The sequence below is a fragment of the Pseudomonas sp. NPDC089406 genome (assembly GCF_044900265.1).
Taxonomy (GTDB): Bacteria; Pseudomonadota; Gammaproteobacteria; order Pseudomonadales; family Pseudomonadaceae; genus Aquipseudomonas; species Aquipseudomonas fakonensis.
Genome location: NZ_JBJDNC010000016.1, coordinates 1 through 26,318 on the forward strand (window position 1 = coordinate 1; position 26,318 = coordinate 26,318).

Here is a 26,318-nt window from a genome sequence, read left to right on the forward strand (position 1 = left end):
TTGGGGCCGCTACGCAGCCCATCGCGACACAAGGCCGCTTCCCACGGGGACTGTGTTAAATCAATGAGTTGTAGTTTGTTCTATGAGAGCCGGCTTGCCGGCGATGAGGCCCACACAGGCAACGCAAAACCCATCGTGTTCACATAACGGCCTGCCCATAAACAAAAACCCCCAGCCACATCCATGGCCGGGGGTCTTGGATCAAGCCATTAGAGGCCCGATCGGGGTATCGCCAAGATTACTGCTGCTGAGGCAGTTTATCGATCGGGCCGCAGCCGCCGATGATCTTGGAGATGGAAACTGCTGGGTGGAACAGGTAGTCGTACGAGCAGTTCTTAGGCTGGTTGTACACTTGGCCAGTGCAACCGGACAGCAGGGCAACGCCCGAAACGACAGCAACGGCTACAGTAGCCTTGATCAGCTTTTTCATAAAAATCCTTTAAGTCCATGATCCGCCATCACGCTGATGGCGCGGGGATGATACGGAAAACAGGCTGCTAATCCAAGCGAATGAGCGGGCCAGACCGGCAAACTAGGCTTTTACCACGCCACGTCACTCAATTTCCGATGCGGGCGACCGTCAATCTTCCACTTCAAAACGTCGCCGTCGCCGAAACAACCCCACTCCCAGCCCTGCGGCAAAAACCGCCATCAAGCCCAGATCCAGCCCCAGCAGCCGGGTCTGGCTGGCCGCGACACAACCGATCAGGCCGGTCAGGGTCAGGGCCACACCCAGCCACTTGCGCAGCGCGTAGGGCTTGAGAAACCGATCGAGCAGCATGTAGAGCCCAAGGGCAATCACTGCATGGATAATTTCGGACATGCAGGCCTCCGTTCAGGTCTTGATGATCAGGCTGGAAAGGCTGCGCTGTGGGCCGATACCACCATTGACCTGGGCCTCGACGCTGACCAGCACATCGCCCGAATGGAAGGTAGGCAGGACCTCATTGACGTACGTGCGTACACCAACGCCCACAGCAACGCCAACCCATGGACTAGCCACAGAGCCAGCACCGGACGCAAGAGCCGAAGCAGTAGCATTGGCGACGGTGGTGCGCTGGGTATTGAGGACATCGCCCTGCTCGCGGGTCAACGGTTTGGAGATGGCGATCCTCATCAGACACGGCAGGTTCCCGGCCAGCATCTTGTCGTATACCTCGACCACCTTGCTGTTAACCTCGTAGTGAGCGCTGCGCGCCTCACCAAAGTGCAGTTCGCGCAGGCGCCCGCGCTCGCTGTCGGTCAGGGTGACCTGCGAGACGTTGTATACGATCCCGTGGTGGCCCACAAACTGGTAAGTCCCTTCAAACTTCATTGCACGCGTCCTTTCGAGGCAAAGGCGGCGATTGTCTACAAGCTGCGGGTTTGACGCAAATCGTTCAGACCCAGAAACGACGAAGCCCCCGAAAATTTTTACGTTTTCGGGGGCTTCGGCTACTTCTGTAATGGCGGAGAGATAGGGATTTGAACCCTAGGTACTGTTGCCAGTACAACGGATTTCGAATCCGTCCCGTTCGACCACTCCGGCATCTCTCCAGTGGCGCGAATCATACCAGCGTTTTCGCTTTTGGCAAACTTTTTTTGAAAAAAATTCGCGTGGTATCAGTCGCTTGCGTGAACGCGCCGGTTACAGCGGCACGCCCAGGCGCTTGGCCACTTCTTCGTAGGCCTCGATCACGTCACCCAGGCCCTGGCGGAAGCGGTCCTTGTCCATCTTCTTGCGGGTTTCTTTGTCCCACAGGCGGCAGCCGTCCGGGCTGAACTCGTCGCCCAGCACGATCTGGCCGTGGAATACGCCGAACTCCAGCTTGAAGTCGACCAGCAGCAGGCCGGCGTCATCGAACAGCTTGCTCAGCACTTCGTTGACCTTCAGCGACAGCTTCTTCATCTCGACCAGTTGCTCGGCGGAGCCCCAGCCGAAAGCAACCACGTGGGATTCGTTGATGAAGGGGTCGCCCTTCTCGTCGTTCTTCAGGAACAGCTCGAAGGTCGAGGGCTCAAGCTTGATGCCTTCCTCCACACCCAGGCGCTTGACCAGGCTGCCGGCGGCATAGTTACGCACCACGCACTCGACCGGGATCATGTCGAGCTTCTTCACCAGGCACTCGTTGTCGCCCAGCAGCTTGTCGAACTGGGTAGGCACGCCGGCTTCTTCAAGCTTTTGCATGATGAAGGCATTGAACTTGTTGTTCACCATGCCCTTGCGGTCGAGCTGTTCGATACGCTTGCCGTCGAACGCCGAGGTGTCGTTGCGGAACAGCAGGATCAGACGGTCGGCGTCGTCGGTCTGGTAAACCGATTTGGCCTTGCCGCGGTAGAGTTCGTCGCGTTTTTCCATGATGGGCTCCGCTTGCTGAGTTGGTGGGCTAGGCGATGTGGCGCCAGTCGAGCCCATGGTCCTGATTGGCCACCTGGAGCCAGGCTGGGTCGCACCCGAGGGTGTCGACGAAGCACTGCAGCGCCAGTTGTGGCAGGTTGTTCTTGCTGCTGAGGTGGGCCAGCACCAGGTGCTGCAGGTTGTTCCAGCCCAGCTCGGCCACCAGGTTCGCGGCCTGGTGGTTGTTCAAATGGCCCTGGCTGCCGCCAACCCGCAACTTGAGAAAGCGCGGGTAGTGGCCGCGGGCAAGCAGGTCGCGGCAGTGGTTGGCTTCGATCAACAGCGCATCGAGCCCCTGGTAGCGCTCGAGCAGCTGCGAATCGTAGCTGCCAAGGTCAGTGAGCATGCCGAAACGCCGGCGACCATCGCTGATCACGTACTGCAGCGGCTCATAGGCATCGTGCTCGACCCGGGCGGCGCTGACTTGCAGCTCGCCGACCTGCAACAGGTCGCCGCAACCGATGAACCCGGCCACCTCCACCGGCTTGCGCAAGCCGCGCAGGGTGCCCTGGCTCATGTAGACCGGTACATTGTAGCGGCGTGCCAGCAACCCTACCCCATGCACGTGGTCGGCATGTTCGTGGGTCACCAGCACCGCGCTCAACTGCGCCGCCGACACCCCGAGCAGCGCCAGGCGCCGCTCGGTTTCACGCAGCGAAAAGCCGCAATCGACCAGAATGAACGTGTCACCACTGGCGATCAGCGTGCCGTTTCCCTGGCTACCGCTTCCAAGAACCGCGAAGCGCACTTAACCCAGGCGGTCCTGGATGGCGCTCAGCACGCGGCGGGCGACATCGGCCGGGGCCACGGTGTTGATGTTCTTCTCGACAGTTACCTGAACGTTGTCACCGACCTTGCTCAGGCGTACCTGGTAACGCTCGGCACGGGCTTCACGCTCTTCCTTGGTCGGCTCGCTGCCAAACAGGCGGCTGAAGAAGCCAGGCTCCTTCTGCTTGTCGTCGGGTTTTTCGGACAGGTTGATGTAGTACAGGCCCAGGCTGCGGTTGATATCCTCGACCCGCCATTCGCCCTGCTCCAGGGCGCGGCCGACGCCGGACCAGGCGCGGTCCAGGTCGGAACCGAGGTTGAGCACCGGGTTGCCGCTGCCGTCCTCGCTCAGACTGACCTGGCTTGGTGCGTCAAAATCGCGCGCGGCCAGCAGCGACACCGAACCGCCCTTCTCGGCGTTGCGGTTCATGCTGGCGAGCATTTCGTCGACCAGCAGCGCGTCGGCGCCGGCATTGCTCGAGGTGGACGGGAAGTCAGGCTCGCTGGAGCTGCCAGCCGGGCGCTCGACGCTGACCACGTACACTTCGGAGGTGTTGCGCTGCACGCCGGGCTCCATGCGCACGCGTACGCGCACTTCGCTGTCCTGGCTGCTGGAGGCACTGGCCAGGCGTTGGCCGAGCGAGGCCGACAGCTCGTCGAAACGCTGCCAGGTGGTGGTGAATTCGCCGGTCTGCGGGCGCTCTTCGGCGATACGGAAGCCGTTATCCTCGAAGAACTGGTGGGTCACCGGCCAGACTTCGGCCGGGGCGCGCTGGGCCAGCACCCAGCGGCTGCTGCCGCTGCGCTGCAGGGTGAAGTCGCTGACATCGGCGCTGGCCGACAGCGGCTGCGGGCGCGGAACCTCGAACTCGCCGGTGGCGTTGTCGCTGGCGACGTTACGCGGAATCGGCAGCAGCGGGTCAAGACGCTTGACGTTGGTGGCGTCCGGCGGCAGCTGCATCGGGGCGGTCGGGCGCGCCTCCAGATAATCGCTGCCGCGGTCGCGGAAATAGCCGTCCTCGCCCCACAGCCAGCCGCAACCGCTGGTGCTGGAGATGATCAGGGCAAGGGTGGAAAGACCAGCCAGTCGCTTCATGCGGTGTACTTCCTCGATTAAACCAGTACGCCGGACTGGCGCAAGGCAGTACGGACTTTGTCGTGGCAGCTTTCGCTCAGCCAGGTCAGCGGCAGGCGGATGCCCTTGTGCATCAGGCCCATTTCAACGAGCGCCCACTTCACCGGGATCGGGTTGGCTTCGCAGAACAGGTCTTTGTGCAGCGGCATGAGTTTTTCGTTGATTGCGCGGGCCTTCTCGGCGTCGCCCGCCAGGGCGGCCTCGCACAGGTCGGCCATTTCGCGCGGGGCGACGTTGGCGGTGACCGAAATATTGCCCTTGCCGCCCATCAGGATCAGCTCGACCGCAGTCGGGTCGTCGCCGGACATGACGATGAAGTCGCTATCGACGCCGTCGAGGATGGCCTTGGCGCGCACCAGGTCGCCGGTGGCTTCCTTGATGCCGATGATGTTCTTGACCTTCGACAGGCGGATCACGGTGTCGGCCTGCATGTCGCAGGAGGTGCGGCCGGGCACGTTGTACAAAATTTGCGGGATGTCGACGGCTTCGGCGATGTGCTTGAAGTGCTGGTACAGGCCTTCTTGCGTCGGCTTGTTGTAGTACGGCACGACCAGCAGGCAGGCATCGGCGCCGGCATTCTTGGCGTTTTGCGTCAGGTGCACGGCTTCGGCAGTGGAGTTGGCACCGGTACCGGCGATCACCGGGATGGGTTTTTTGCTGTGCTTGACCCGCTCGACCACGTGCTTGATGACCAGGATGTGCTCTTCTACATCCAGAGTGGCGGACTCACCGGTGGTGCCGACAGCGACGATCGCGTGGGTGCCGTTTTCCAGGTGGAAGTCTACAAGTTTGTCGAGGCTGCCCCAGTCCAGACGCCCTTGTGCATCCATGGGTGTGACCAACGCCACCATACTGCCCGCAATCATGTAACTGCTCCTGCCGGAAAAAGAGAGCGGTAATGGTACTGGGGGCATCGGCCTTGCACAAGCGAAGCAGGCGGGCGGAGCATTCCCCTTCGCGGCTTATTTCGCTACCCTTGATCCTTTGATCGGTGCAGCGCGGCCCGTCGGGCCGTCGACAGTGCTTCCGGCCTGCCTGAATAGCCGCCAACCCCGTCCTGCGCCGACCGCTCATCGCTTTAGGAATGCTGCATGTCCACCCCCACCGTTCGCGAACAATTCCTCGTCATCAGCGCCCTGGGCCCCAACCCCATGGAGCTGGCCAATGTGCTGAGCCGCGCAGCCTTCGACAACCGCTGCGCGGTGGTCACCTCGCGCCTGACCCGCCACGGCGAAACCAGCGCCCTGGTGCTGCAGGTCGGCGGCAGCTGGGATGCCCTGGCACGCCTCGAAACCACCCTGCCGGGCCTGGCCAAAAAGCACGGCCTGACTCTGGATGTGGTGCGCAGCGCCGAGCAGGAAGTGCGCCCCCAGGCACTGCCGTACGTCGCTTATGTCAGCGCCGCCTATCGCCCGGACATCATCAACGAGCTGTGCCAGTTCTTCCTCGACCACCGCGTCGAGCTGGATGCCATGACCTGCGACACCTACCTGGCCCCGCAGACCGGCAGCAGCATGCTCAACGCCCAGTTCACCGTGATCCTGCCGGCCGGCACCCAGATCAGCTGGCTGCGTGACCAGTTCCTGGACTTTGCCGACGCCCTCAACCTGGACGCGCTGATCGAACCGTGGCGCCCACAAAACCCTGTTTAAGGAGGCTCCCATGGCCGTAGCACTCGACCAACCTGTCGCCGACTTCCAGGTTCAGGCCACCAGCGGCCAGACCGTCAGCCTGGCTGAGCTCAAGGGCCAGCAGGTGGTGCTGTACTTCTACCCCAAGGACAGCACCCCGGGCTGCACCACTGAAGGCCAGGGTTTCCGCGACCAGCACGCGGCGTTCCAGGCGGCCAACACCCTGGTGTTCGGCGTGTCGCGCGATGGCATCAAGTCCCACGAGAACTTCAAGGCCAAGCAGGCCTTCCCCTTCGAGCTGATCAGCGACAAGGACGAGGCCCTGTGCCAGCTGTTCGACGTGATCAAGCTGAAGAAGCTGTACGGCAAGGAATACCTGGGCGTCGACCGCAGCACCTTCCTGATCGACCGCGACGGCGTGCTGCGCCAGGAGTGGCGCGGGGTGAAGGTGCCGGGGCATGTGGATGCCGTATTGGCGGCAGCCCAGGCGCTGAACAAGGCCTGAGACAGCACACAACCCTGTAGGAGCCGGCTTGCCGGCGATGAGGCCAGTCCTGGAAACACCATTTCCTGCCAGGGCCCCATCGCCGGCAAGCCGGCTCCTACGGGTCAAAGCATCGGCGAAACGCTGCTCTCCTGCCGCGGCCAGGCATCCAGCACGGCCTTGAACAGCGTCGCCAGCGGGATGGCGAAGAAAATCCCCCAAAAGCCCCACAGCCCGCCAAACAACAGCACCGCACAGATGATCGCCACCGGGTGCAGGCTCACCGCCTCGGAGAACAGCAACGGCACCAGCACGTTGCCGTCCAGCGCCTGGATGATCGCGTACACCGCCATCAGGTAGATGAACTGGTCGCCCCAGCCCCACTGGAACAGCGCGATCAAGGTCACCGGCACGGTCACCACCACCGCCCCGACGTAGGGCACCACCACCGACAGCCCCACCAGCAGCGCCAGCAAGGCGGCGTAATTGAGCCCCAGGCTGATGAAGGCAATGTAGGTGGCGCCGCCGCAGATGAGAATCTCGATACCCTTGCCGCGGATATAGTTGGCGATCTGCCGGTTCATCTCGTCGCCCACCCGGTTGAGCAAGGTGCGCTGGCGCGGCAGGTAGCCGCTGACCCAGCGCCCGATCAGCTCGCGGTCCTTGAGGAAGAAGAACACCAGAATCGGCACCAGCACTAGGTAGATCATCGCGTTGACCAGCAGCGGCAGGCTCGACAACGAGAAGGTCAGCGCCCACTGGCCGAACTTGCCAATCTCACCGCGCACCGACTCGATGGCGCGCAGCACCTGCTCGTCCGACACCAGGTGCGGGTAGCGCTCGGGCAGCAGCAGCAACAGCGACTGCCACTTGCCGAGCATGCCCGGCAGCTCGTTGAACAGGGTGATCAACTGGTGCCACAAAAGCGGCACCAGCACCAACATGAACACCGCCAGCGCCCCCATGAACAGCGCGAACACCAGCCACACTGCCAGCCGCGTAGGCACCCGCAAACGCTCCAGGGCGTTGACCAGGCCCTGCATCAGGAACGCCAGCACCATGCCCGCCAGCACCGGCGCCAGCATGCCGCCCAGGGTGAGCACCACGGTGAAGGCCAGGAACAGCAGGACCGCCAGCACCACCGCCTCCTCATCGGAGAAGTAGCGCTGCATCCAGTCGCGAAGCACTTTGAACATTGACGATCCTAATGAGGGGAATCAGGCCTTGCGCAGCCAGTAGGTGTACACCCCGGCCTCGGCGGTTTCGTGCAGCAGCGTATGACCGGCCAGTTTTGCAAAGGTGCGAAAGTCGCGTTGCGAGCCTGCGTCGGTGGCCACCACCTTGAGCACCGCGCCACTGGCCAGGCGGTTGAGCTCCATCTTCGCCTTGAGCAGCGGCAATGGACAATTAAGACCGCTGGCGTCGAGCTCGGCGTCACAAGTCTGGGTGTCACTCATCGGGCGCAGCTCCTGGGCAGCGTGGAAATGGCCGGTAGGATACCGCCACTGGTCGGCTTCGTGCGACCCGGCTACAGTAAGCCTTTTGACCGACGCGAGCTTCTGCATGAATCTACTGCGCCCTACCCTGCTGGCGCTGGCCTGCCTGATGGCCCTGCCCGGCCACGCCGACGACCTGCCGTCACTGGGCGATGCCAGTTCCGCGATCGTTTCGCCGAAGCAGGAACACGACCTCGGCCGTGCCTGGCTGAGCCTGCTGCGCGGCCAGGTCAACCAGCTCAACGACCCGCAGCTCAAGGACTTCGTCGAGACCAGCGTGTACAAGCTGGCCGAAACCAGCCAGCTGCAGGACCGGCGCCTGGAATTCATCCTGATCGACAGCAAGGAACTCAACGCCTTCGCCGCGCCCGGCGGTATCGTCGGGGTCAACGGCGGCTTGTTCCTCAACGCCCAGACCGAAGGCGAGTACGCCTCGGTGCTGGCCCACGAACTGGCGCACTTGTCGCAGCGCCACTTCGCCCGTGGCGTTGAGGCCCAGCAGCGCATGCAGCTGCCGATGATGGCAGCATTGCTGGCCGGTATCGTGCTGGCCGCAGGCGGCGGTGGGGATGCCGGTATCGGCGTGATCGCCGGTACCCAGGCGGCAGCGATCCAGGAGCAGCGGCGCTTCTCCCGGCAGAATGAACAGGAGGCCGACCGCATCGGCATCCAGAACCTGGAAAAGGCCGGCTACGACCCGCGCAACATGCCGAGCATGTTCGAGCGCCTGGCCCGCCAGTACCGTTACGACGCCAAGCCGCCGGAATTCCTGCTGACTCACCCGGTCACCGAATCGCGCGTGGCCGACACCCGCAACCGAGCAGAACAGGCGCCCAAGGGCGGTATCGAGGACAGCCAGCGCTACCAGCTGATCCGCGCCCGCGTGGCGCTCACCTACGAAGGCACCCCGGGGCTTGCGGCCAAGCGCTTCCGCGCCCAGCTCGACGTAGACCCGAAACTCGATGCCGCGCGCTATGGCCTGGCCCTGGCGCTGATCAAAGGCGGCCAGCTCAACGAAGCGCGGGAGAACCTCAAGCCGCTGCTGGCCAAGGCGCCCAACGACATCACCTACAACCTGGCGCAAATTGACTTGGACATCACCAACAACCGCCTGGACGACGCCCAGCAGCGGGTCCAGCGCATGCAGCAGCTGTACCCGGGCAACTACCCGCTCAAACAGGTGCGCGCCGACCTGCTGGTCAAGCAGGGCAAGCCGGCCGAGGCAGAGAAGGTGCTGGATGACCTGGTGAAGAACCGCCCGGACGACCCGGACGTGTGGTACGACGTGGCTGAAGTGCGCGGGCTTTCGGGCAATACCATCGGCCTGCACCGCGCCCGCGCCGAGTACTTCACCCTGGTGGGCGACTTCGACCAGGCGATCCAGCAGCTCGACTACGCCAAGCGCCGTGCCGGCAGTAACTTCCCGCTGGCCGCACAGATCGACCAGCGCCAGCGCGAGGTGATGGAACAGCAGCGCATGGTCAAGGAGATGATGGGGCGTTAGCGCTTCGCGACACTGCACACACAACGACCTTGTGCCGCCTGTGCCGGCCTCATCGCCGGCAAGCCGGCTCCTACAGGTACCGCGCAGGCCTGAAGATCATGCAATCCCTGTGGGAGCGGGCTTGCCGGAGTGCCGGACCACCGCGAACACCGGCGCAGCCGGTGCCAGCGACCGCGCCGCCGGCTTCGCGGGTAAAACCCGCTCCCACAGGATTGCACATAGCCTGAATCAGACGCTGTACCTGTAGGAGCGGCTTTAGCCGCGAACACCGGCATAGCCGGTGCCAGCCACCGCGTCGCCGGTTTCGCGACACAAGGCCGCCCAAGACCGTGCATAGAGCATCAAGCGTTACCCGACACCTTCATCCGCGCCGCCTGGGTGAAGTCGAGCATGCGGTTCAGTGGCTTGATCGCCTTGGGAATCAGCGCAGGTTCCACGAAGATCTCGTTGCTGCCGGTGCGCAGGCAGTCGAGCACCCGCTCCAGGGTGTTCATGGCCATCCACGGGCAGTGCGCGCAGCTGCGGCAGGCTGCGCCATTACCGGCGGTGGGGGCTTCGATGAACTCTTTGTCCGGGCACAGCTGCTGCATCTTGTAGAAGATGCCGCGGTCGGTGGCGACGATGAACTGCTTGTTCGGCAGGGTCTGCGCGGCCTTGATCAGTTGGCTGGTGGAGCCCACCGCGTCGGCCAGGTCGATTACCGACTCCGGCGACTCGGGGTGCACCAGAATGGCGGCATCCGGGTACAGCGCCTTCATGTCGGCCAACTGGCGCGACTTGAACTCTTCATGGACGATGCACGCACCGTCCCAAAGCAGCATGTCGGCGCCGGTCTTCTTCTGGATATAGCGGCCCAGGTGCTGGTCCGGCCCCCAGATGATGGTCTCGCCGTTGTCCATCAGGCTCTCGACGATCTCCAGCGCGCAACTGGAGGTAACCACCCAGTCGGCACGGGCTTTGACCGCCGCCGAAGTGTTGGCGTACACCACCACGGTGCGCTCGGGGTGCTGGTCGCAGAAGGCCGAGAACGCCTCCACCGGGCAGCCCAGGTCGAGCGAGCAGGTGGCCTCGAGGGTCGGCATCAGCACACGCTTGTGCGGGGTGAGGATTTTTGCGGTCTCGCCCATGAAACGCACGCCGGCCACCACCACGGTGTCGGCCTCGTGGTTCTTGCCGAAGCGGGCCATTTCCAGCGAGTCGGACACGCAGCCACCGGTCTCTTCGGCCAGGGCCTGGATCACCGGGTCGCAATAAAAGTGCGCCACCAGCACGGCGTTCTGCTTTTTCAGCTCTGCGGCGATGGCCGCACGGTAATCGGCCTCCTGCGCGGGCGTCAGCGGGTGCGGCTGCTTGGCGTCGAGGTGGGCCTGAACCAACAGGCGTTCGGAAATCTGGGTCATGATCGCGGGACCTGGGGGCGCTTGGGCGCGTCAGTCGAGAGTATCACCCGGCCCTGGCAGATCGGCTAATGGCGCCGGACGGCCAGCCTGGGCGGGCCCTCCCGGCCCCTCTGCGGGCACGGATTATTATCGGACGGCGAAGGCTACAGGCAATCGGGGCGATGCAAAAGGGGTTTTTGTGGTGGCCCATACAACGCAATCGCGGGGCAAGCCCGCTCCCACGCAACACCCAGTTTGAGGGGGGCTTGCGTCGGAGCGGGCTTGCCCCGCGATCAGGGGTGCTGCGCAGCAGGTCAGCCCTGCGGCTGCAGGGCCGCCAGGTGGCCGCTGATCAGCATGGCGAACTCTTCAATGGTCATTTTCTTGCCATTGAAGTCGACCATGCCGTCGGCGTACTGCAGGCTGGTGACCACATCGTTGCCCTGCACCGTGGCCATGCCGCTCTGCAGCGCCATCATGCCGACCATTTCACCGGCCTGGCTGGATTGCTGGGCGATGGCCTGGGCATCGGTTTCACCGCCCAGCAGCGCCTGCAGGGTGGCCAAATCGCCGATCATCGGCTTGGACACGCTGAGCTTGCTGTGCAGGCGGCTGACCAGCTGCTTGCCCAACTGGTCAGGCGGCAGGTCAAACGAGGTGGGGTTGGCAAAATCCATGGCCAGGTTGAAGTGGCTCTCGCCGTTGGCGGTCTTGAACGCCAGCTTTTCCAAGGCGAACTGCGGCTTGCCGGCCAGCAGCTGCTGCAGGTCGGCCTGCACCTTGGCCTTTTCTTCCGGGGTCATCTCCAGCGCCGGCAGCCCCGCGCCTTCGGCGGCAGCTTGCTGTACTTCCGGCAGGCGGCTCTGGTACCACTGCATCAGCGACTGCATGGCCGGGATGTCGATGGACTTCATGGTGAAGACCATCTCGCCGCTGCCGACCTTGCGCCCGGCGTAGGTGATGTCGCCAACCTTGTATTCCAGGCGCCCGGACAGCTTGTCCTTGGCATCGCCATCGGCGCTGTACAGGTTGTTCTGCTGCAGGTCTTCGAGCAGCAGCACTTCCTGCTTCGGCCCGCTGGTCACCTGTACGTTGGCCAGGGCCAGGTCGATGTTGCCGACATAGATCATGTCGTGGGCGGTCTGGCTGAGCTTGCCGCCCAGCTTGAAGCCCTTGAGCAGCACCTTGACCGGGGTATCCTGGGCATCGGCGAAGTTCAGCTCCAGGCTGCCCATGTTGCCGTGCACCTCGGCCGCCTTGCCTTCCTGGTCACCGCTCACCAGCAGTTGCATGCCGGAGAAGTCGACGACCTTCTGGCCATCCTGCTCGAGCTTGACCGGCGCCAGGCGAATGTCGCTCTCGACATGGCCGCCATAGCCCAGGCTGACCTGGCCGCTGACCGGCGGTTGGTCGCCGGCGGCAGCGAACCAGTCGGCGGTGTTGTCATCCTTTTCCAGCGCACTGTTGCTGGTGGCCATCACCGGCATCAGCTTGAACGCCTTGACCCGCGACCAGGGGAACGGGCCGTGCTCGATCTGGTCGACCACGCCGACGTCGAAGTTCAGCTTTTCCACTTCGCCCAGCTGGATATCCTTGGCCTTCAGGCGGTAGTGCGCGGTGCTGGTGAAGAAGTGCTGGTCCAGCGAGACCAGTTCGATGGTCATGCTGCCACCGGTACCCACCAGGGCTTTCTTCAGCTCGGCGTTGCCATTGGCGATGGAGCGCTCAAGCTCCGCCGGCAGTTGCTTACCGGTGTACCAGGCGCCAGCGGTGGTTGCGACGGCAATGGCGATAGCCAGACCGGAAAGGATGCCTGTTGATTTCTTCATGAATTGAACCGATTGCTGTCCATAAGGGCGCGGACCAGGGAGTCGCCGCGCGGCGGGTGAAGAATATCCCATAGGTTGTGGTGGCTGCACCGGCCCGACTTCCTGCAGGAGCAGGCTTGCCCGGCAACGAGGCCTAAAACGTAAAATTTAACGGACACCAACATCGACTATTACGCCATACCCTTTAAAAATATCAGTACATTTCGGCCAAATTAACCGATTCACCTTCTAATCCTTCATCACTCTGTCATGTTTAACTTGACACCTCCCTAGGCATCGTTTTTTATTCCACCCACCTTGCAAGCGCCCCATTCCACGAAGAAGAACAACGCGCCGTCATGATGCCTCCACGCCCCGCCCAGCACGCGCCGCCTTCCTCGTCCCGGCCCTGCCAGCCCTGACACCAGCGCCCTCCCCGCGCACCTCGCAGCTCCTCCATAAAAGGTGAACAACATGGAGCCAACCCGCTCGACCTTGCCGTGCCCGCCGTTCGTGCCCGCAGCCCCGCAACAGGAGTGCCGCCCGCATGCATGAGCAAAGCGCCACCGGCAACGGCCAGTTCCGTAAATCCCTGCGCCTCTGGCACGTGGTGATCATCGGCCTGGCCTACCTCACCCCGATGACCGTGTTCGACACCTTCGGCATCGTCTCCGGCATCACTGCCGGGCACGTGCCCAGTGCCTACATCCTGGCCCTGGCCGGGGTGCTGTTCACCGCGGTGAGCTACGGCACCCTGGTGCGGCGCTTCCCGCAGTCGGGTTCGGCTTACACCTACACCCAACGCGCGATCAACCCGCACGTGGGCTTTCTGGTGGGCTGGTCGTCGCTGCTCGACTACCTGCTGCTGCCCATGGTCAACGCGCTGCTGGCCAAGCTGTACCTGTCGGCGATGTTCCCCGAGGTCCCGGAGTGGGCCTGGGTGGTCGGCTTCGTCACCCTGATCAGCCTGATCAACATGCGCAGCATCAACCTGGTGGCGCATTTCAACTTGCTGTTCGTGCTGGTGCAGGTGGCCATCATGAGCGTGTTCGTCTACCTCTGCGTGCGTGGCCTGGATCAGGGAGAGGGCCTGGGCACCGCGTGGAGCCTGACGCCGTTCATCGACGACAAGACCCAGTTCGCCGCCCTGGCGGCCGGGGCGACCATCCTGTGCTTCTCGTTCCTGGGCTTCGATGCGGTCACCTGCCTGTCGGAAGAAACCCGCGACCCGGGCAAGACCATCCCCAAGGCGATCTTCCTCACCGCGCTGATCGGCGGGGTGATGTTCATCGGCGTGTCGTACTTCATCCAGGCCTACTTCCCGACCATGCAGCGCTTCCACGACCAGGAAGCGGCGCTGCCGGAAATCGCCCTGTATGTCGGTGGCAAGCTGTTCCAGTCGGTGTTCATCGCCTGCACGGTGATCAACACCATCGCCTCGGGCCTGGCCTCGCAGACCAGCGTATCGCGCCTGTTGTACGTGATGGGCCGCGACAACGTGTTGCCGGCCGGGGTGTTCGCCCGCCTGCACCCGCGCTACAAGACCCCGGTACTGAACATCATCGTGGTCGGCCTGATTTCGCTGTCGGCGATCTTCTTCGACCTGGTCACCGCCACTTCGGTGATCAACTTCGGCGCGCTGGTGGCGTTCAGCTTCGTCAACCTGTCGGTGATCAACCACTGCTTCCTGCGCGAAGGCTTGCGCCAGGGGCTGGCGAACAAGATGAAGTACCTGGTGCTGCCGACCATCGGCTTTTGCATCATCGTTTCGCTGTGGCTGGACCTGAACGAGCACTCGCTGCTGTTCGGCGGGGTCTGGGCAGCGCTTGGCGTGCTGTACCTGGGCTGGCTGACCAAGGCCTTCCGCGTCGCGCCGCCGAACTACATCGCTGAATGAACCCACCCACGCCCGCCTGACCGCGGGCGTGCTGCTTTCAGACCGTGAAGGATCCGCCCATGTTGCCGCGTCGCCTCACCATCCAGTGGAAGATCACCCTGCTCGCCGGCCTGTGCCTGCTGGCCATCGTCGCCGTGCTGGTCACCAGCGCGCTGGGCCAGGCCCGGCGCAGCGCTGCCCTGGTCAGCCAGGCCAGCACCGAAATGCTCGAGCACAGCGCCCGCCTGCGCCTGCAGGCGCATGCCGAAACCCAGGCGCTGCGCATCCAGCGCTACTTCATGGACGCCTACCAGTACGGCAACGGCTTTGCCCGCCTGGTGCAGGTGCTCAAGCAAAAAGGCGCCAGCGATTTGCGTGCCGACCTGACCCGCCAGGCCCAGGCGAGCCTGGCCGGCAACCCCGACATCATCGGCCTGTACCTGGTGTTCCAGCCCAACGCCCTGGACCACCAGGACAGCCGGTTCATCGGCGCCGATGCCACCGGCAGCAACGAGACCGGGCGTTTCTCGCTGTATTGGTCGCAACCCAGCCCCGGCGCCCTGGAGCAGGAAGCCATGCCCGAGTCGATGCTCGGCGACGCCAGCCTGGGCAGCAACGGCATCGCCAAGAACCGCTGGCTGACCTGCCCGCTGGAGAGCGGCCGGCCGTGCATGCTCGAACCCTACCTGGACGACGTCAACGGCCAGCAGGTGCTGATGACCAGCATCGCCCTGCCCCTGCTCGAAGCGGGCAAAGTGGTTGGCGTGGTGGGCCTGGACATTGGCCTGAACAACCTGCAGCAACTGAGCCTGGCCGGGCGCCAGGAGCTGTTCGACGGCCAGGGCCAGGTGAGCATCGTCAGCCCCGCCGGCCTGCTGGCCGGGCACAGCCTGGATGCAAGCAAGCTGGGCCGTGCCCTCAACCAGGACACGGCGCAAGGCATGCTGCGGGTCGCCCACCCGTTCGCGCCGATCCCCGGCGCAGCGCCCTGGCAGGTGTTGCTGGAACTGCCAGAGAGCGTGCTGCAAGCCCCCGCCGTGGCCCTCAACCAGCGCCTGGACGAACACAACCGCAGCGCCAACCTGACCAGCCTGCTGGTGGGCCTGGGCGCCGCCGTGCTCGGCCTGCTGCTGGTGTGGCTGACCGCCCGCGGGGTGACCCGGCCGATCCTCGCCGTGGCCGCACGCCTGAAGGACATCGCCAGTGGCGAAGGTGACCTGACCCGCCGCCTGGACTACGCCCGCGACGACGAACTGGGCCAGCTCAGCAGCTGGTTCAACCGCTTCCTCGACAAGCTGCAACCGGTGATCGCCCAGGTCAAAGGCTCGTTGGGCGAAGCCCGCGGCACGGCTGATCAGTCGGCGCTGATCGCCAGCCAGACCAGCGCCGGCATGCAGCAGCAGCACCGCGAGATCGAGCAGGTGGCCACCGCCGCCAACGAAATGAGCGCCACCGCCCAGGATGTGGCGCGCAACGCCTCGCAGGCCGCACACGCTGCCCGTGGCGCCGACCAGGCCACCCGCGAAGGCCTCGACCTGGTGGGCGCCGCCGGCCAGGCCATCGAACGCCTGGCCGGCGGCATGGATGCGGCCATGGAGCAAGCCCGCGCGCTGGAAAGCAGCAGCGAGCAGATCGGCTCGGTGCTGGAGGTGATCCGCGCCATTGCCGAGCAGACCAACCTGCTGGCCCTCAACGCCGCCATCGAGGCTGCCCGCGCCGGTGAGGCCGGGCGTGGCTTTGCCGTGGTGGCCGACGAAGTGCGCAACCTGGCCCAGCGCACGCAAGTGTCGGTGGAGGAGATTCGCCAGGTGATCGAAGGCCTGCAGCAAGGTACCCATGACGTGGTCGGTGCCATGCAGGGCGGCCAGCGCCAGGCCCAGGACAGCGCCGCGCAGATGGCCCTGACCCTGCCTGCGCTGCAGCGCATCGGCGAGGCGGTGGCGGTGATCAGCGACATGAACCTGCAAATCGCCTCCGCCGCCGAAGAGCAAAGCGCCGTGGCCGAGGAAGTGAACCGCAACGTGGCGGGTATTCGCGACGTTACCGAGTCGTTGTCTGGCCAGGCCGAGGAGTCGGCGCACATCAGCCAGGCGCTGAACCGCCTGGCCAACCAGCAGCAGGCGTTGATGGAGCAATTCCGCGTCTGAACCCGCCCCGCGCTAAGCGGTGCCGGGCGCTGCATGGCCCTGTGCTGCCTGCACTGGCCTCATCGCCGGCAAGCCGGCTCCTACAGGGAAAGCGCAAGCCTGAAGGCTACGCGCGTCCCTGTGGGAGCGGGTTTACCCGCGAAGCAGGCGACGCGGTATTTGATTTTCAAACAACCCACCCGCCCCCACCAAGACCGCCCCCACGGTCTTCATCATGAAACCCGCCGAAACAATTTCTTCACTCTCTTTACATAACTTAACCAGATGGCAGAATGCCACGACCCTGCGCGGCCTCTCTGCCCCGCCACATGCACACAAGCCCCCATGCCCAGGCACGAACGCCGCGGGCTGATCTTGCAAGGAAATGGACATGAGCACCCTGGATCAGTACACCTTCGGCAATGACGGCGAAAACATCGTTATCAAGAACGGCGACAACGTGGTTTTCGAAGGCAGCAGCAGCCAGGCCGTCACCCTCGACGACGGCAGCGTGCAGATCATCCGCCAGACCGACAACACCCTGGCCTCGGGCAGCATCGACGGCCCGGCCATGGTCAGCCTGACCGCCAACGGCCAGGACGACGGCTATGCGCTGGTCTGGAGCGCCGAAAACGATGACTTCCAGGGTGTGGTGGTGGCCCGTTACAGCGCCAGCGGCGAGCTGCTGCAGCGCACCGAAATCGCCAGTGGCGAAGTCGATGACCCGTCGGTGACCGTGCTGCCCAACGGCCAGTTCATCGTTGCCTGGGCCTCGGAGAACGACAAGACCGACGTCTCGACCATCTACACCCAGCTGTTCGCCGCCGATGGCAGCAAGGTCGGCAATGCCGTGACAGTCACCAGCGCCAAGCTCGAGCTGGAAGACGCCACGGTCACCGTGCTGGGCGACAACAAGTACATCGTCATGTGGAGCGAAGCCCACGGTGACGAGCGCCAGGGCAACTACTATTCCAACGTCAAGGCCGTGGTCTACACCGACGGCAAGGCCAGCGCGGTACAGACCATGGTCACCGGCAACGCCAGCGTTGGCGAAGCCGACGACATGGCACTGCACCCGGACGGCGACGGCGGCTACTGGCTGACTTACACCCAGCACAAGTTCACCACTGACGGCAGCATCACCCCGACCACGCTGATGGCCACCAAGGTCGACGCCAGCGGCAAGCCGGTAGCCGGCAGCACCCTGACCGTGGCCGAAGTGAACTCGCAGTATTCCAACGCCGAGTACTTCCAGGTCATCGAGACCCAGACCGGCTTTTTGGTGACCTGGGTCGACGACGGCACCCTCAACCCGTCGCGGGTGATTCACCTGCAGCAGTACGACCAGAGCTTCCAGCCTGTGGGCAGCCCCACTGAAGTGGCCGCCAGCGGCAGCGTCAACGGCTCCTCGGCACAAAGCCTGCCTGATGGCGGCTACCTGCTGGCCTGGAACATCTTCAACCCCGACGGTGCCGGCATCTACGTGCAGCGTTTCAATGCCGACGGCAGCACCTACGATGCAGCGCCGATCCAAGTCGGCACCTCGGCCAGCGGCGAAGCCCTGTGGGATGCCCCGACCGTGCTGGTGCGCGCCGACGGCAGCCTGCTGGTGAGCTGGACCACCGGCACCCAGACCTCGGTGGTCAACGACGACGGCGACATCATGTTCAACCAGGTCGTCCACGTGCAGCAGGTCAACGCCCAGGGCCAACTGGTCGGTGCTGCCAGCATCGAGATCATCGCCGACGACGGCGACAACACCCTGCACTGGGTCGGCAGCGAAGACGTCACCCTGGACGGCGGCGCTGGCAACGACACCGCCGTGCTGGACGGCAAGCTGGCCGACTTCACCTTCGGCACCGACAAGGAAGGCAACATCGCGGTCAAGGGCCAGCACACTACCAGCCTGGAGAACATCGAGCAGATTCGCTTCGATGACGCCACCCTGACCCTGGACACCGGCCGCTTCGCCAATGAAAGCGGCACCGCCAAGGTGACCATGGAACCGGCCTCCACCGCGCTGAGCGACGGCGGCTACGTGATCGTCTGGGAGCAACTGGGTGATGTCGGCCAGCCAAGCGGTATCTGGCTGCAGCAGTACGACAAGGACCAGGACCTGGTGAAGAACGTGCTGCTCGACGGCGCCGCCGGCAGCAACCCGATCGTCACCGCCGACAAGGCCGGTGGCTACCTGGTGGGATGGACCTCCACCGAGTACACCTTCACCATCCAGGCCTACACCAACGCAGGCGTGGCCAATGGTACCGCGGTCACCATCCACACCCAGGACCCGAATACCAACGTAAGGGTGGAAGACGCGTCGATCACCGTGCTGAACAACGGTACCTGGGTCGTCGCCTGGAACGAGGAGTTGCGTGACAACGGCTCCGAGGGCGGTGAAGTCTTCGTGCAACTGGTCAACCCGGTCACCCACGCACTGATCGGCGAGCCGATCTCGGTCGATTCCGCTGCCAAGGACAATGTGCTCTTCGCCGAAGAGCCGAGCGTCACCGCGCTCGCCAACGGCGGCTTCGTGGTCGTGTGGGAGCGTGAGCGCGCAAATTCTGGCGAAGAAGACGTCTACATGCAGCGCTACGACGCCAACGGCAAGGCCATTGGCGGCAACGTGCGGGTCAACACCACCACCGCCGGCAATCAATCCGGCGCCGAAGTCACCGAGCTGGCAGACGGCAGCTACGTGGTGACCTGGTCCAGCGTCAAGCTCGACAGCAACGACAACGCCATCAGCGGCAACGTCTTCATGCAGCGCTACAGCGCCACCGGCGCCAAGCTCGGCGGCGAAACCCAGGTCAACCCGTCGAGCAGCGAGATCCAGGGCGAGCCTGCCATCACCGCGCTCAAGGGCGGCGGCTACGTGATCAGCTGGGCCACCTCCGACGAGGCCCCGCACAGCGGCGCGGCCAACCTGTACGCCCAGGTGTACGACAAGAACGGCGTGAAGGTCGGCGGCCCCCTGACCATCGCCTCCGATGCCAGCAACGACATGTTCCCGGTGGTCGCAGCCACCGACGACGGCGGCTTCATCGTCACCTGGGAGTCTCTGTCGTCCATCCGTGACGGTAACGGCCGCAACGCCTACGGCGACATCTACAGCCAGCGCTTCGACGCCAACGGCAACTCCAACAAGTTGGTGGGCGACGCCGGCGACAACAGCATCACCTGGACCGGCGACAGCGCAGTGGTGCTCAGCGGCGAGGAAGGCAACGACCACCTGGTGGGCGGCAACGGCAACGACACCCTGCTGGGCGGCGCCGGTGACGACCTGCTCGACGGCGGCGCGGGCGCCGACACCCTGGCCGGCGGCACCGGCGATGACACCTACATCGTCGACAACCTCAAGGACGTGATCATCGAGAACGCCGATGCCGGCACCGACACCGTGCAGTCGTCGGTCACCTGGGCCCTGGGCGCCAACCTGGAAAACCTCACCCTCACCGGCAGTGCAGCGATCAACGGCACCGGCAACGAGCTGGACAACGTGCTGATCGGCAACAGTGCCAAGAACGTGCTAACCGGCGGTGCCGGCAACGACACCCTCGACGGCGGTGCCGGGGTCGACACCCTGGTCGGCGGCAGCGGTGACGACACCTACATCGTCGACCTGCTGGTCAAAGGTACTGGCACCAAGGCCACCGTGGCCCTGGAAGACACCATCACCGAAAAAGCCAATGAAGGCAGCGACACCCTGCAACTGCGCATGGACGCCGACGCCATCGCCAGCTTCACCGGCAACGCCTCGCTGACCCTGGCCGCCAACCTGGAAAACCTCGACGCCAGCCAGACCGGCGCGCTGAAGATCAACCTGACCGGCAACGCTGCCGACAACGTGCTCACCGGCAACGACGGCGACAACCTGCTGGACGGCAAGGCAGGCGTCGACACCCTGATCGGCGGCAAGGGCAACGACACCTACGTGATCGACGACGCCCGCGAACTGGGCCTGCTGGTGGAGAACGCCGGCGAAGGCAACGACACCCTGCAGATCACCTACCGCAACCTGTCCAAGACCGAGGCGCAGCTGGTCGACCTGTCCAGCACATCCTTGCTAAACGTCGAGAACGTCACCATCACCGGTACCGGCCTGTTCGACATCACCGGCAATGCCAGTGACAACGTGCTGATCGGCAATGCCTCGCGCAACGTGATCATTGCCGGCGACGGCAACGACACCCTCAACGGCAAGGGCGGTGGCGACCTGCTGGTCGGCGGCAACGGCGACGACACCTACTACGTCTACAGCGACAAGGACGTGGTGGTGGAAGAAAACGCCGAGGCCGGCGGCATCGACACCGTGCGCGTGGTGTCCTACGCCAAGAACAGCTACACCCTGGCCGACAACGTCGAAAACGCCATCGTCGATTCGACGGCCGCCATCAACCTGACCGGCAACAGCCAGGACAACGTGCTGACCGGCAACGCCGCCGCCAACATCCTCGATGGCGGCGCTGGCGCCGACACCCTGATCGGCGGCAAGGGCAACGACACCTACATCGTCGACAACGCAGGCGACGTGGTGGTCGAGCTGGAAAACGAGGGCACCGACACCGTCCGTTCGTCCATCAGCTACACCCTGGGCGCCAACCTGGAAAACCTGGTACTGCTCGACGGCGCCAGCAACGGCACCGGCAACGACCTGAAGAACATCATCACCGGTAACAGCGCGGCCAACGTGCTGGACGGCGGCAAGGGTGTGGACACCCTGATCGGCGGTGCCGGTGACGACACCTACATCGTCGACCTGCTGGTCAAGGGCACCGGCACCAAGGCCACCGTGGCCCTGGAAGACACCATCACCGAAAAAGCCAACGATGGCACCGACACCCTGCAACTGCGCATGGACGCCGACGCCATCGCCAGCTTCACCGGCAACGCCTCGATCACCCTGGCCGCCAACCTGGAAAACCTCGACGCCAGCCAAACCGGCGCGCTGAAAATCAACCTGACGGGCAACGCTGCCAACAACGTGCTCACCGGCAACGACGGCGACAACCTGCTGGACGGCAAGGGCGGCGTCGACACCCTGATCGGCGGCAAGGGCAACGACACCTACGTGATCGACGACGCCCGCGAGCTGGGCCTGCTGGTGGAGAACGCCGGCGAAGGCGACGACACCCTGCAGATCACCTACCGCAACCTGTCCAAGACCGAGGCGCAGCTGGTCGACCTGTCCAGCACATCCTTGCTCAACGTCGAGAACGTCACGGTTACCGGCACCGGCCTGTTCGACATCACCGGCAATGCCAGTGACAACGTGCTGATCGGCAACGCCTCGCGCAACGTGATCATTGCCGGCGACGGCAACGACACCCTCAACGGCAAGGGCGGTGGCGACCTGCTGGTCGGCGGCAACGGCGACGACACCTACTACGTCTACAGCGACAAGGACGTGGTGGTGGAAGAAAACGCCGAGGCCGGCGGCATCGACACCGTGCGCGTGGTGTCCTACGCCAAGAACAGCTACACCCTGGCCGACAACGTCGAAAACGCCATCGTCGATTCGGCGGCCGCCATCAACCTGACCGGCAACAGCCAGGACAACGTGCTGACCGGCAACGCCGCCGCCAACATCCTCGATGGCGGCGCTGGCGCCGACACCCTGATCGGCGGCAAGGGCAACGACACCTACATCGTCGACAACGCAGGCGACGTGGTGATCGAGCTGGCCAACGAAGGCACCGATACCGTCAAGGCCTCGATCGACTACACCCTGGGCGACAACCTGGAAAACCTGATACTGCTCGACGGCGCCCTCAAGGGCACCGGCAACGAGCTGAAAAACACCATCACCGGCAACGGCGGCAACAACGTGCTGGATGGCGGCAAGGGCGTGGATACCTTGATCGGCGGTGAAGGCAACGATACCTACATCGTCGACCTGCTGGTCAAAGGCACCGGCACCAAGGCCACCGTGGCCCTGGAAGACACCATCGTCGAAAAAGCCAACCAGGGCACCGACACCCTCGAACTGCGCATGGACGCCGACGCCATCAGCAGCTTCACCGGCAGCGCCTCGATCACCCTGGGCGCCAACCTGGAAAACCTCGACGCTCGTCAGCTCGGCAACCTGTCGATTAATCTCACCGGCAACGCGGCCGATAACGAGATCTGGGGCAGCGCTGGCAACAACGTGCTCAACGGCGGTGCCGGCAACGACATCCTGCATGCCGGTGACGGCGGCGAGAATGTGCTGATCGGCGGCCTGGGTGCCGACACGATGTACGGCGGCAGCGGTAAGGACACCTTCAAGTTCAATGCCTTGAACGAGATGGGTCTGAGTGACAAACAGGACGTGATCATCGGCTTCGGTGACGGCGACAAGCTCGATTTCTCGGCGCTCAAGGGTTACACCTTCAAAGGTGACGGGGCGTTCGACGGGGCCAAGCAACTGCGCTTCGAGGTCGATGCAGACGGCATCACGGTGTACGGCAACAGCAACGCCGACACCGCGCCGGACTTCTCGATCAAGTTGGTGGGGGTCACCGAACTGCATGCCGACCAGCTGACACTGTAAGCTGCACGCCCTCCCCGCCCCGGCTTGCCGGGGCGGCATCGCCAATGCCCATGGCTGCCGGTCGCTTGCACGCGACGGCCGGCAGCCATGGGCATTGGCACGTTTAACGATCAACGGGGCTGCATCCCCGCTTTACAGGCAGGCAACCATGGCAACATCCCCCCGCACCGAGCTGGAACAAGCCCTCGCCACCTGCAAGGACAGCTTCCTCTCGGTCGGCTTCTTCAGTTTCTTCGTCAACCTGCTGATGCTGGTGCCGTCGTTCTACATGCTGCAGGTCTATGACCGCGCGGTGGGCAGCGCCAGCGAGTCGACGCTGCTGATGCTGACCCTGATCATGCTGCTGCTGATGGGCACCCTCGGCGCCCTGGAGTGGGTGCGCTCGCGCATCATGGTGCGCATCAGCACCCGGCTCGAGACGCTGCTGGGCAAGCGCCTGTTCGACGCAAGCTTTCGCCAGGCCCTGGACAGCGGCGGCATGAACGCCTCGGCCCAGCCGCTGAGCGACCTGAGCAGCCTGCGCCAGTTCCTCACCGGCAACGGCCTGTTCGCCTTCTTCGACACCCCGTGGATCCCCATCTACCTGGCGGTGATGTTCATGTTTCACCCCTGGTACGGCTGGATGGGCGTGATCAGCGCCCTGCTGCTGGGCCTGCTGGCCTGGTGCAACGAGCGCCTGACCAAGGCGCCGCTGTACAACGCCAACCGCGAGCACATGGCCGCCACCGCCTTCACCAACAAGAGCCTGCGCAACGCCGAGGTGGTGGAGTCGATGGGCATGCTCGGCGACCTGCGCCAGCGCTGGAGCGCGCGGGTGCACAAGGTGCTGAGCCTGCAGAGCGTGGCCAGTGACCGCGCCGGGGCCATCGCCTCGGTGTCGCGCACCTTCCGCCAGATCGTGCAGTCGCTGGTGCTGGGCCTGGGCGCCTACCTGACCATCAAGCACGAGATCAGCTCGGGCCTGATGATCGCAGGTTCCATCCTGCTGGGCCGGGCGCTGGCGCCCATCGACCAGTTGATCGGCGTGTGGAAGGGCTTCGTCGGCGCCCGTGGGCAGTACGCCCGATTGCACGAGCTGCTGGAGAAGATCGCCGCCGAACCCGAGCGCATGTCGCTGCCGGCGCCCCAGGGCGCAATCAGCGTGGAAAACCTCTCGGTTGCCGCCCCCGGCAGCCGCACGCCGCTGGTGCGCAACCTGAGCTTCAAGGTCGCCCCCGGCGAAACCGTCGGCATCATCGGCGCCAGCGGCGCCGGCAAGTCGACCCTGGCCCGTGCCCTGCTGGGTATCTGGCCGGGGCTGGCCGGCACGGTGCGTTTGGACGGCGCCGACATCACCCAGTGGCGCCGCGAAGAACTCGGCCCGCACCTGGGCTACCTGCCCCAGGACATCGAGCTGTTCGAAGGCACCATCAGCGAGAACATCGCCCGCTTTGCCCAGGTGGACGCCACTGCCGTAGTGGATGCCGCGCGCATGGCCGGTGTGCACGAGATGATCCTGCAACTGCCCCAGGGCTACGACACTGTGATCGGCGCCAATGGCGGCGGCCTGTCTGGCGGCCAGCGCCAGCGCGTCGGCCTGGCCCGGGCCCTGTACCGGGCACCGCGGCTGGTGGTGCTGGACGAGCCGAACTCCAACCTGGACGAAACCGGCGAGCGACTGCTGGCCGAGGCGCTGCTCAAGCTCAAGCAAAGCGGCGCCACAGTGTTCGTCATCACCCACCGCTCCGGTGTGCTGGCGGCGGTCGACCGCCTGCTGGTGCTCAACCAGGGCGAACTGAGCCTGTACGGCCCGCGCGACAAGGTCCTCGCCCACCTGCAAAACGCTGCCACCCCGCCCGCGCCAAATGCGCAGGCCATCGGTACCACGCCATGAACCTGAAGCTGCAACACCCGGCCGCCCCCGCCGAGGCCGACGCACCGCTGCCGGTGGACGACCGCCCGACCCGGCGCATCGGCTACCTGATCGTGCTGGTGACCTTTGGCCTGTTCGGCGGCTGGGCCGCCCTCGCCCCGCTGGACAGCGCCGCCCTGGCCCCCGGCGTGGTCACCGTGAAAAGCTACCGCAAGACCGTGCAGCACCTGGAAGGCGGCATCGTGCGCGAATTACGCGTGCACGATGGCGACCAGGTCAAGGCCGGCGACGTGCTGCTGGTGCTGGATAACACCCAGGCGCGTGCCGACGCCGAGATGATCCGCAGCCAGCTGATTGCCGCTCAAGCCCTGGAAGAGCGCCTGGTGGCCGAACGCGACGGCCTGGCCGCGCCGGCCCTGCAAGCGCGCCTGAACGCCGATGACCCGCGGGTGCGTGAAGCCCGGGAAAGCGAAGCGCGGATCTTCCAGGCCAGGCGCGCCGCGCTGCTGGGCGAGATCAGCCTGCAACAGAAGACCATCCAGCAGATCCGCGTGCAGATAACCGGCAACCAGGCCATCCGCGCCGAAAAAGAGCGCCTGATCCCAGGCTACGACAGCGAGATCGCCAGCCTCGACGACCTGCTCAAACAGGGCTACGTCGACAGCCAGCGCCTGCAGGAGCGCCAGCGCGACCTGGGCAACATGAAGGCGCAACTGGCCGAGTTGCGCTCGGACGCCGCCCGCGCCGAACAGCAGATCGCCGAGGCGCAGTTGAAGATCCTGCAACTGAACAAGACCTTCGCCAGCGAAGTGGCCGAGCAACTGGGTGAGACCCGCAGCAAGGTCTACGACCTCACCGAGCGCCTGGCCGCGGTGCAGGACCGCGACCAGCGCACCGAGGTGCAGGCCCCCGAGGCCGGCATGGTGATGGGCATGACCGTGCACACCCTGGGTGGGGTGATCAGCCCCGGCACGCCGCTGATGGACATCGTGCCGGCCAACGAGGAGCTGATCGTCGAGGCGCAGGTCTCGCCCATGGACATCGACCGCATCGTCATCGGCAGCCTGGCCAACATCCGCTTCAGCGCCTTCAAGAGCAGCACCACGCCGGTGATCGAAGGCCGCCTGCTGCAGGTGTCGGCCGACCGCCTGGTGAACAAGGACACCGGCGCACCCTACTACCTGGCCCGGGTGGCGGTGACCGACAACGGCCACAAGGCCCTCGGCCACCTGGCGCTGCTGCCGGGCATGCCTGCCGAGGTGCTGATCAACACCGGCGCGCGCACCCTGCTGCAGTACCTGGTGCAACCGGCCAGCAACGCCTTTGCCCGCTCGCTGATCGAGGACTGAC

General features: G+C 64.7%; 19 protein-coding genes, 1 tRNA gene and 1 pseudogene. 9 read left to right on the top strand and 12 right to left on the bottom strand.

Annotated elements, in window-relative coordinates; all coding sequences use genetic code 11:
* Positions 1 to 238: 238 nt before the first annotated feature.
* The 8 genes from ACI2KK_RS13160 to dapA form a co-directional block, all read right to left on the bottom strand.
* A complete protein-coding gene (locus ACI2KK_RS13160; protein ID WP_138218418.1) occupies positions 239 to 430 on the bottom strand; it encodes a DUF4223 family protein in 192 nt (63 codons plus the stop codon).
* A 150-nt stretch (positions 431 to 580) separates the two neighbouring features.
* Positions 581 to 823 (bottom strand): hypothetical protein, encoded by a 243-nt coding sequence (locus tag ACI2KK_RS13165; RefSeq protein ID WP_404669213.1) that lies wholly within the window; start codon positions 821 to 823, stop codon positions 581 to 583.
* 12 nt (positions 824 to 835) lie between these two features.
* Positions 836 to 1,315 carry a hypothetical protein gene (locus ACI2KK_RS13170; protein ID WP_404669214.1) on the bottom strand — a complete coding sequence of 160 codons (480 nt, stop codon included), beginning with the start codon at positions 1,313 to 1,315 and terminating at the stop codon, positions 836 to 838.
* 131 nt (positions 1,316 to 1,446) lie between these two features.
* Positions 1,447 to 1,536, bottom strand: a tRNA-Ser gene (locus tag ACI2KK_RS13175).
* A 91-nt stretch (positions 1,537 to 1,627) separates the two neighbouring features.
* Positions 1,628 to 2,338 (bottom strand): phosphoribosylaminoimidazolesuccinocarboxamide synthase, encoded by a 711-nt coding sequence (gene purC / locus ACI2KK_RS13180; protein ID WP_404669215.1) that lies wholly within the window; start codon positions 2,336 to 2,338, stop codon positions 1,628 to 1,630.
* 28 nt (positions 2,339 to 2,366) lie between these two features.
* Positions 2,367 to 3,125, bottom strand: a complete 759-nt coding sequence (locus tag ACI2KK_RS13185) for an MBL fold metallo-hydrolase (RefSeq protein ID WP_404669216.1) — start codon at positions 3,123 to 3,125, stop codon at positions 2,367 to 2,369.
* Complete coding sequence (gene bamC, locus ACI2KK_RS13190; protein WP_404669217.1) at positions 3,126 to 4,241, bottom strand: outer membrane protein assembly factor BamC; 1,116 nt, start codon at positions 4,239 to 4,241, stop codon at positions 3,126 to 3,128. It abuts the gene before it with no gap.
* A 17-nt stretch (positions 4,242 to 4,258) separates the two neighbouring features.
* A complete protein-coding gene (gene dapA, locus ACI2KK_RS13195; protein WP_404669218.1) occupies positions 4,259 to 5,146 on the bottom strand; it encodes a 4-hydroxy-tetrahydrodipicolinate synthase in 888 nt (295 codons plus the stop codon).
* 225 nt (positions 5,147 to 5,371) lie between these two features.
* Between dapA and ACI2KK_RS13200 the strand changes: the two genes are divergently transcribed.
* Both ACI2KK_RS13200 and ACI2KK_RS13205 read left to right on the top strand, forming a co-directional pair.
* A complete protein-coding gene (locus ACI2KK_RS13200; protein WP_217886111.1) occupies positions 5,372 to 5,932 on the top strand; it encodes a glycine cleavage system protein R in 561 nt (186 codons plus the stop codon).
* A 10-nt stretch (positions 5,933 to 5,942) separates the two neighbouring features.
* Positions 5,943 to 6,416 carry a peroxiredoxin gene (locus ACI2KK_RS13205; protein WP_217839874.1) on the top strand — a complete coding sequence of 158 codons (474 nt, stop codon included), beginning with the start codon at positions 5,943 to 5,945 and terminating at the stop codon, positions 6,414 to 6,416.
* Between the two features lie 104 nt (positions 6,417 to 6,520).
* Here the strand turns inward: ACI2KK_RS13205 and ACI2KK_RS13210 are convergent, their stop codons facing one another.
* Together ACI2KK_RS13210 and ACI2KK_RS13215 are read right to left on the bottom strand one after the other, a co-directional pair.
* Complete coding sequence (locus tag ACI2KK_RS13210) at positions 6,521 to 7,591, bottom strand: AI-2E family transporter (protein WP_217886112.1); 1,071 nt, start codon at positions 7,589 to 7,591, stop codon at positions 6,521 to 6,523.
* A gap of 21 nt (positions 7,592 to 7,612) precedes the next feature.
* The gene (locus tag ACI2KK_RS13215; RefSeq protein WP_369987715.1) at positions 7,613 to 7,852 is read right to left on the bottom strand and encodes a sulfurtransferase TusA family protein; all 240 of its coding nucleotides are present in this window, start codon (positions 7,850 to 7,852) and stop codon (positions 7,613 to 7,615) included.
* Between the two features lie 106 nt (positions 7,853 to 7,958).
* Between ACI2KK_RS13215 and ACI2KK_RS13220 the strand changes: the two genes are divergently transcribed.
* Entirely contained in the window at positions 7,959 to 9,395 is a 1,437-nt protein-coding gene (locus ACI2KK_RS13220; protein ID WP_404669219.1) for a M48 family metalloprotease, read from the top strand.
* A gap of 341 nt (positions 9,396 to 9,736) precedes the next feature.
* Here ACI2KK_RS13220 and nadA read toward each other — a convergent pair whose 3' ends face one another.
* Positions 9,737 to 10,795 carry a quinolinate synthase NadA gene (gene nadA / locus ACI2KK_RS13225; RefSeq protein WP_217839878.1) on the bottom strand — a complete coding sequence of 353 codons (1,059 nt, stop codon included), beginning with the start codon at positions 10,793 to 10,795 and terminating at the stop codon, positions 9,737 to 9,739.
* 293 nt (positions 10,796 to 11,088) lie between these two features.
* Positions 11,089 to 12,603 (bottom strand): YdgA family protein, encoded by a 1,515-nt coding sequence (locus ACI2KK_RS13230; RefSeq protein WP_404669220.1) that lies wholly within the window; start codon positions 12,601 to 12,603, stop codon positions 11,089 to 11,091.
* Between the two features lie 526 nt (positions 12,604 to 13,129).
* Here ACI2KK_RS13230 and ACI2KK_RS13235 point away from each other — a divergent pair.
* The 6 genes and pseudogenes from ACI2KK_RS13235 (at position 13,130) to ACI2KK_RS13260 (ending at position 26,317) form a co-directional block, all read left to right on the top strand.
* Positions 13,130 to 14,479, top strand: coding sequence for an APC family permease (locus ACI2KK_RS13235; RefSeq protein ID WP_404669221.1), 1,350 nt, complete (start codon positions 13,130 to 13,132; stop codon positions 14,477 to 14,479).
* A 278-nt stretch (positions 14,480 to 14,757) separates the two neighbouring features.
* Positions 14,758 to 15,747, top strand: a pseudogene (locus ACI2KK_RS13240) (HAMP domain-containing protein); the annotation flags it as partial.
* Between the two features lie 102 nt (positions 15,748 to 15,849).
* A complete protein-coding gene (locus tag ACI2KK_RS13245; protein ID WP_369992262.1) occupies positions 15,850 to 16,605 on the top strand; it encodes a methyl-accepting chemotaxis protein in 756 nt (251 codons plus the stop codon).
* Positions 16,606 to 16,975: 370 nt separating this feature from the next.
* A complete protein-coding gene (locus ACI2KK_RS13250) occupies positions 16,976 to 23,116 on the top strand; it encodes a hypothetical protein (RefSeq protein ID WP_404669222.1) in 6,141 nt (2,046 codons plus the stop codon).
* Positions 23,117 to 23,264: 148 nt separating this feature from the next.
* A complete protein-coding gene (locus ACI2KK_RS13255) occupies positions 23,265 to 24,989 on the top strand; it encodes a type I secretion system permease/ATPase (protein WP_404669223.1) in 1,725 nt (574 codons plus the stop codon).
* Positions 24,986 to 26,317 (top strand): HlyD family type I secretion periplasmic adaptor subunit, encoded by a 1,332-nt coding sequence (locus tag ACI2KK_RS13260; RefSeq protein WP_404669224.1) that lies wholly within the window; start codon positions 24,986 to 24,988, stop codon positions 26,315 to 26,317. The genes ACI2KK_RS13255 and ACI2KK_RS13260 overlap by 4 nt, the downstream gene beginning before the upstream one ends.
* Position 26,318: the final 1 nt, after the last annotated feature.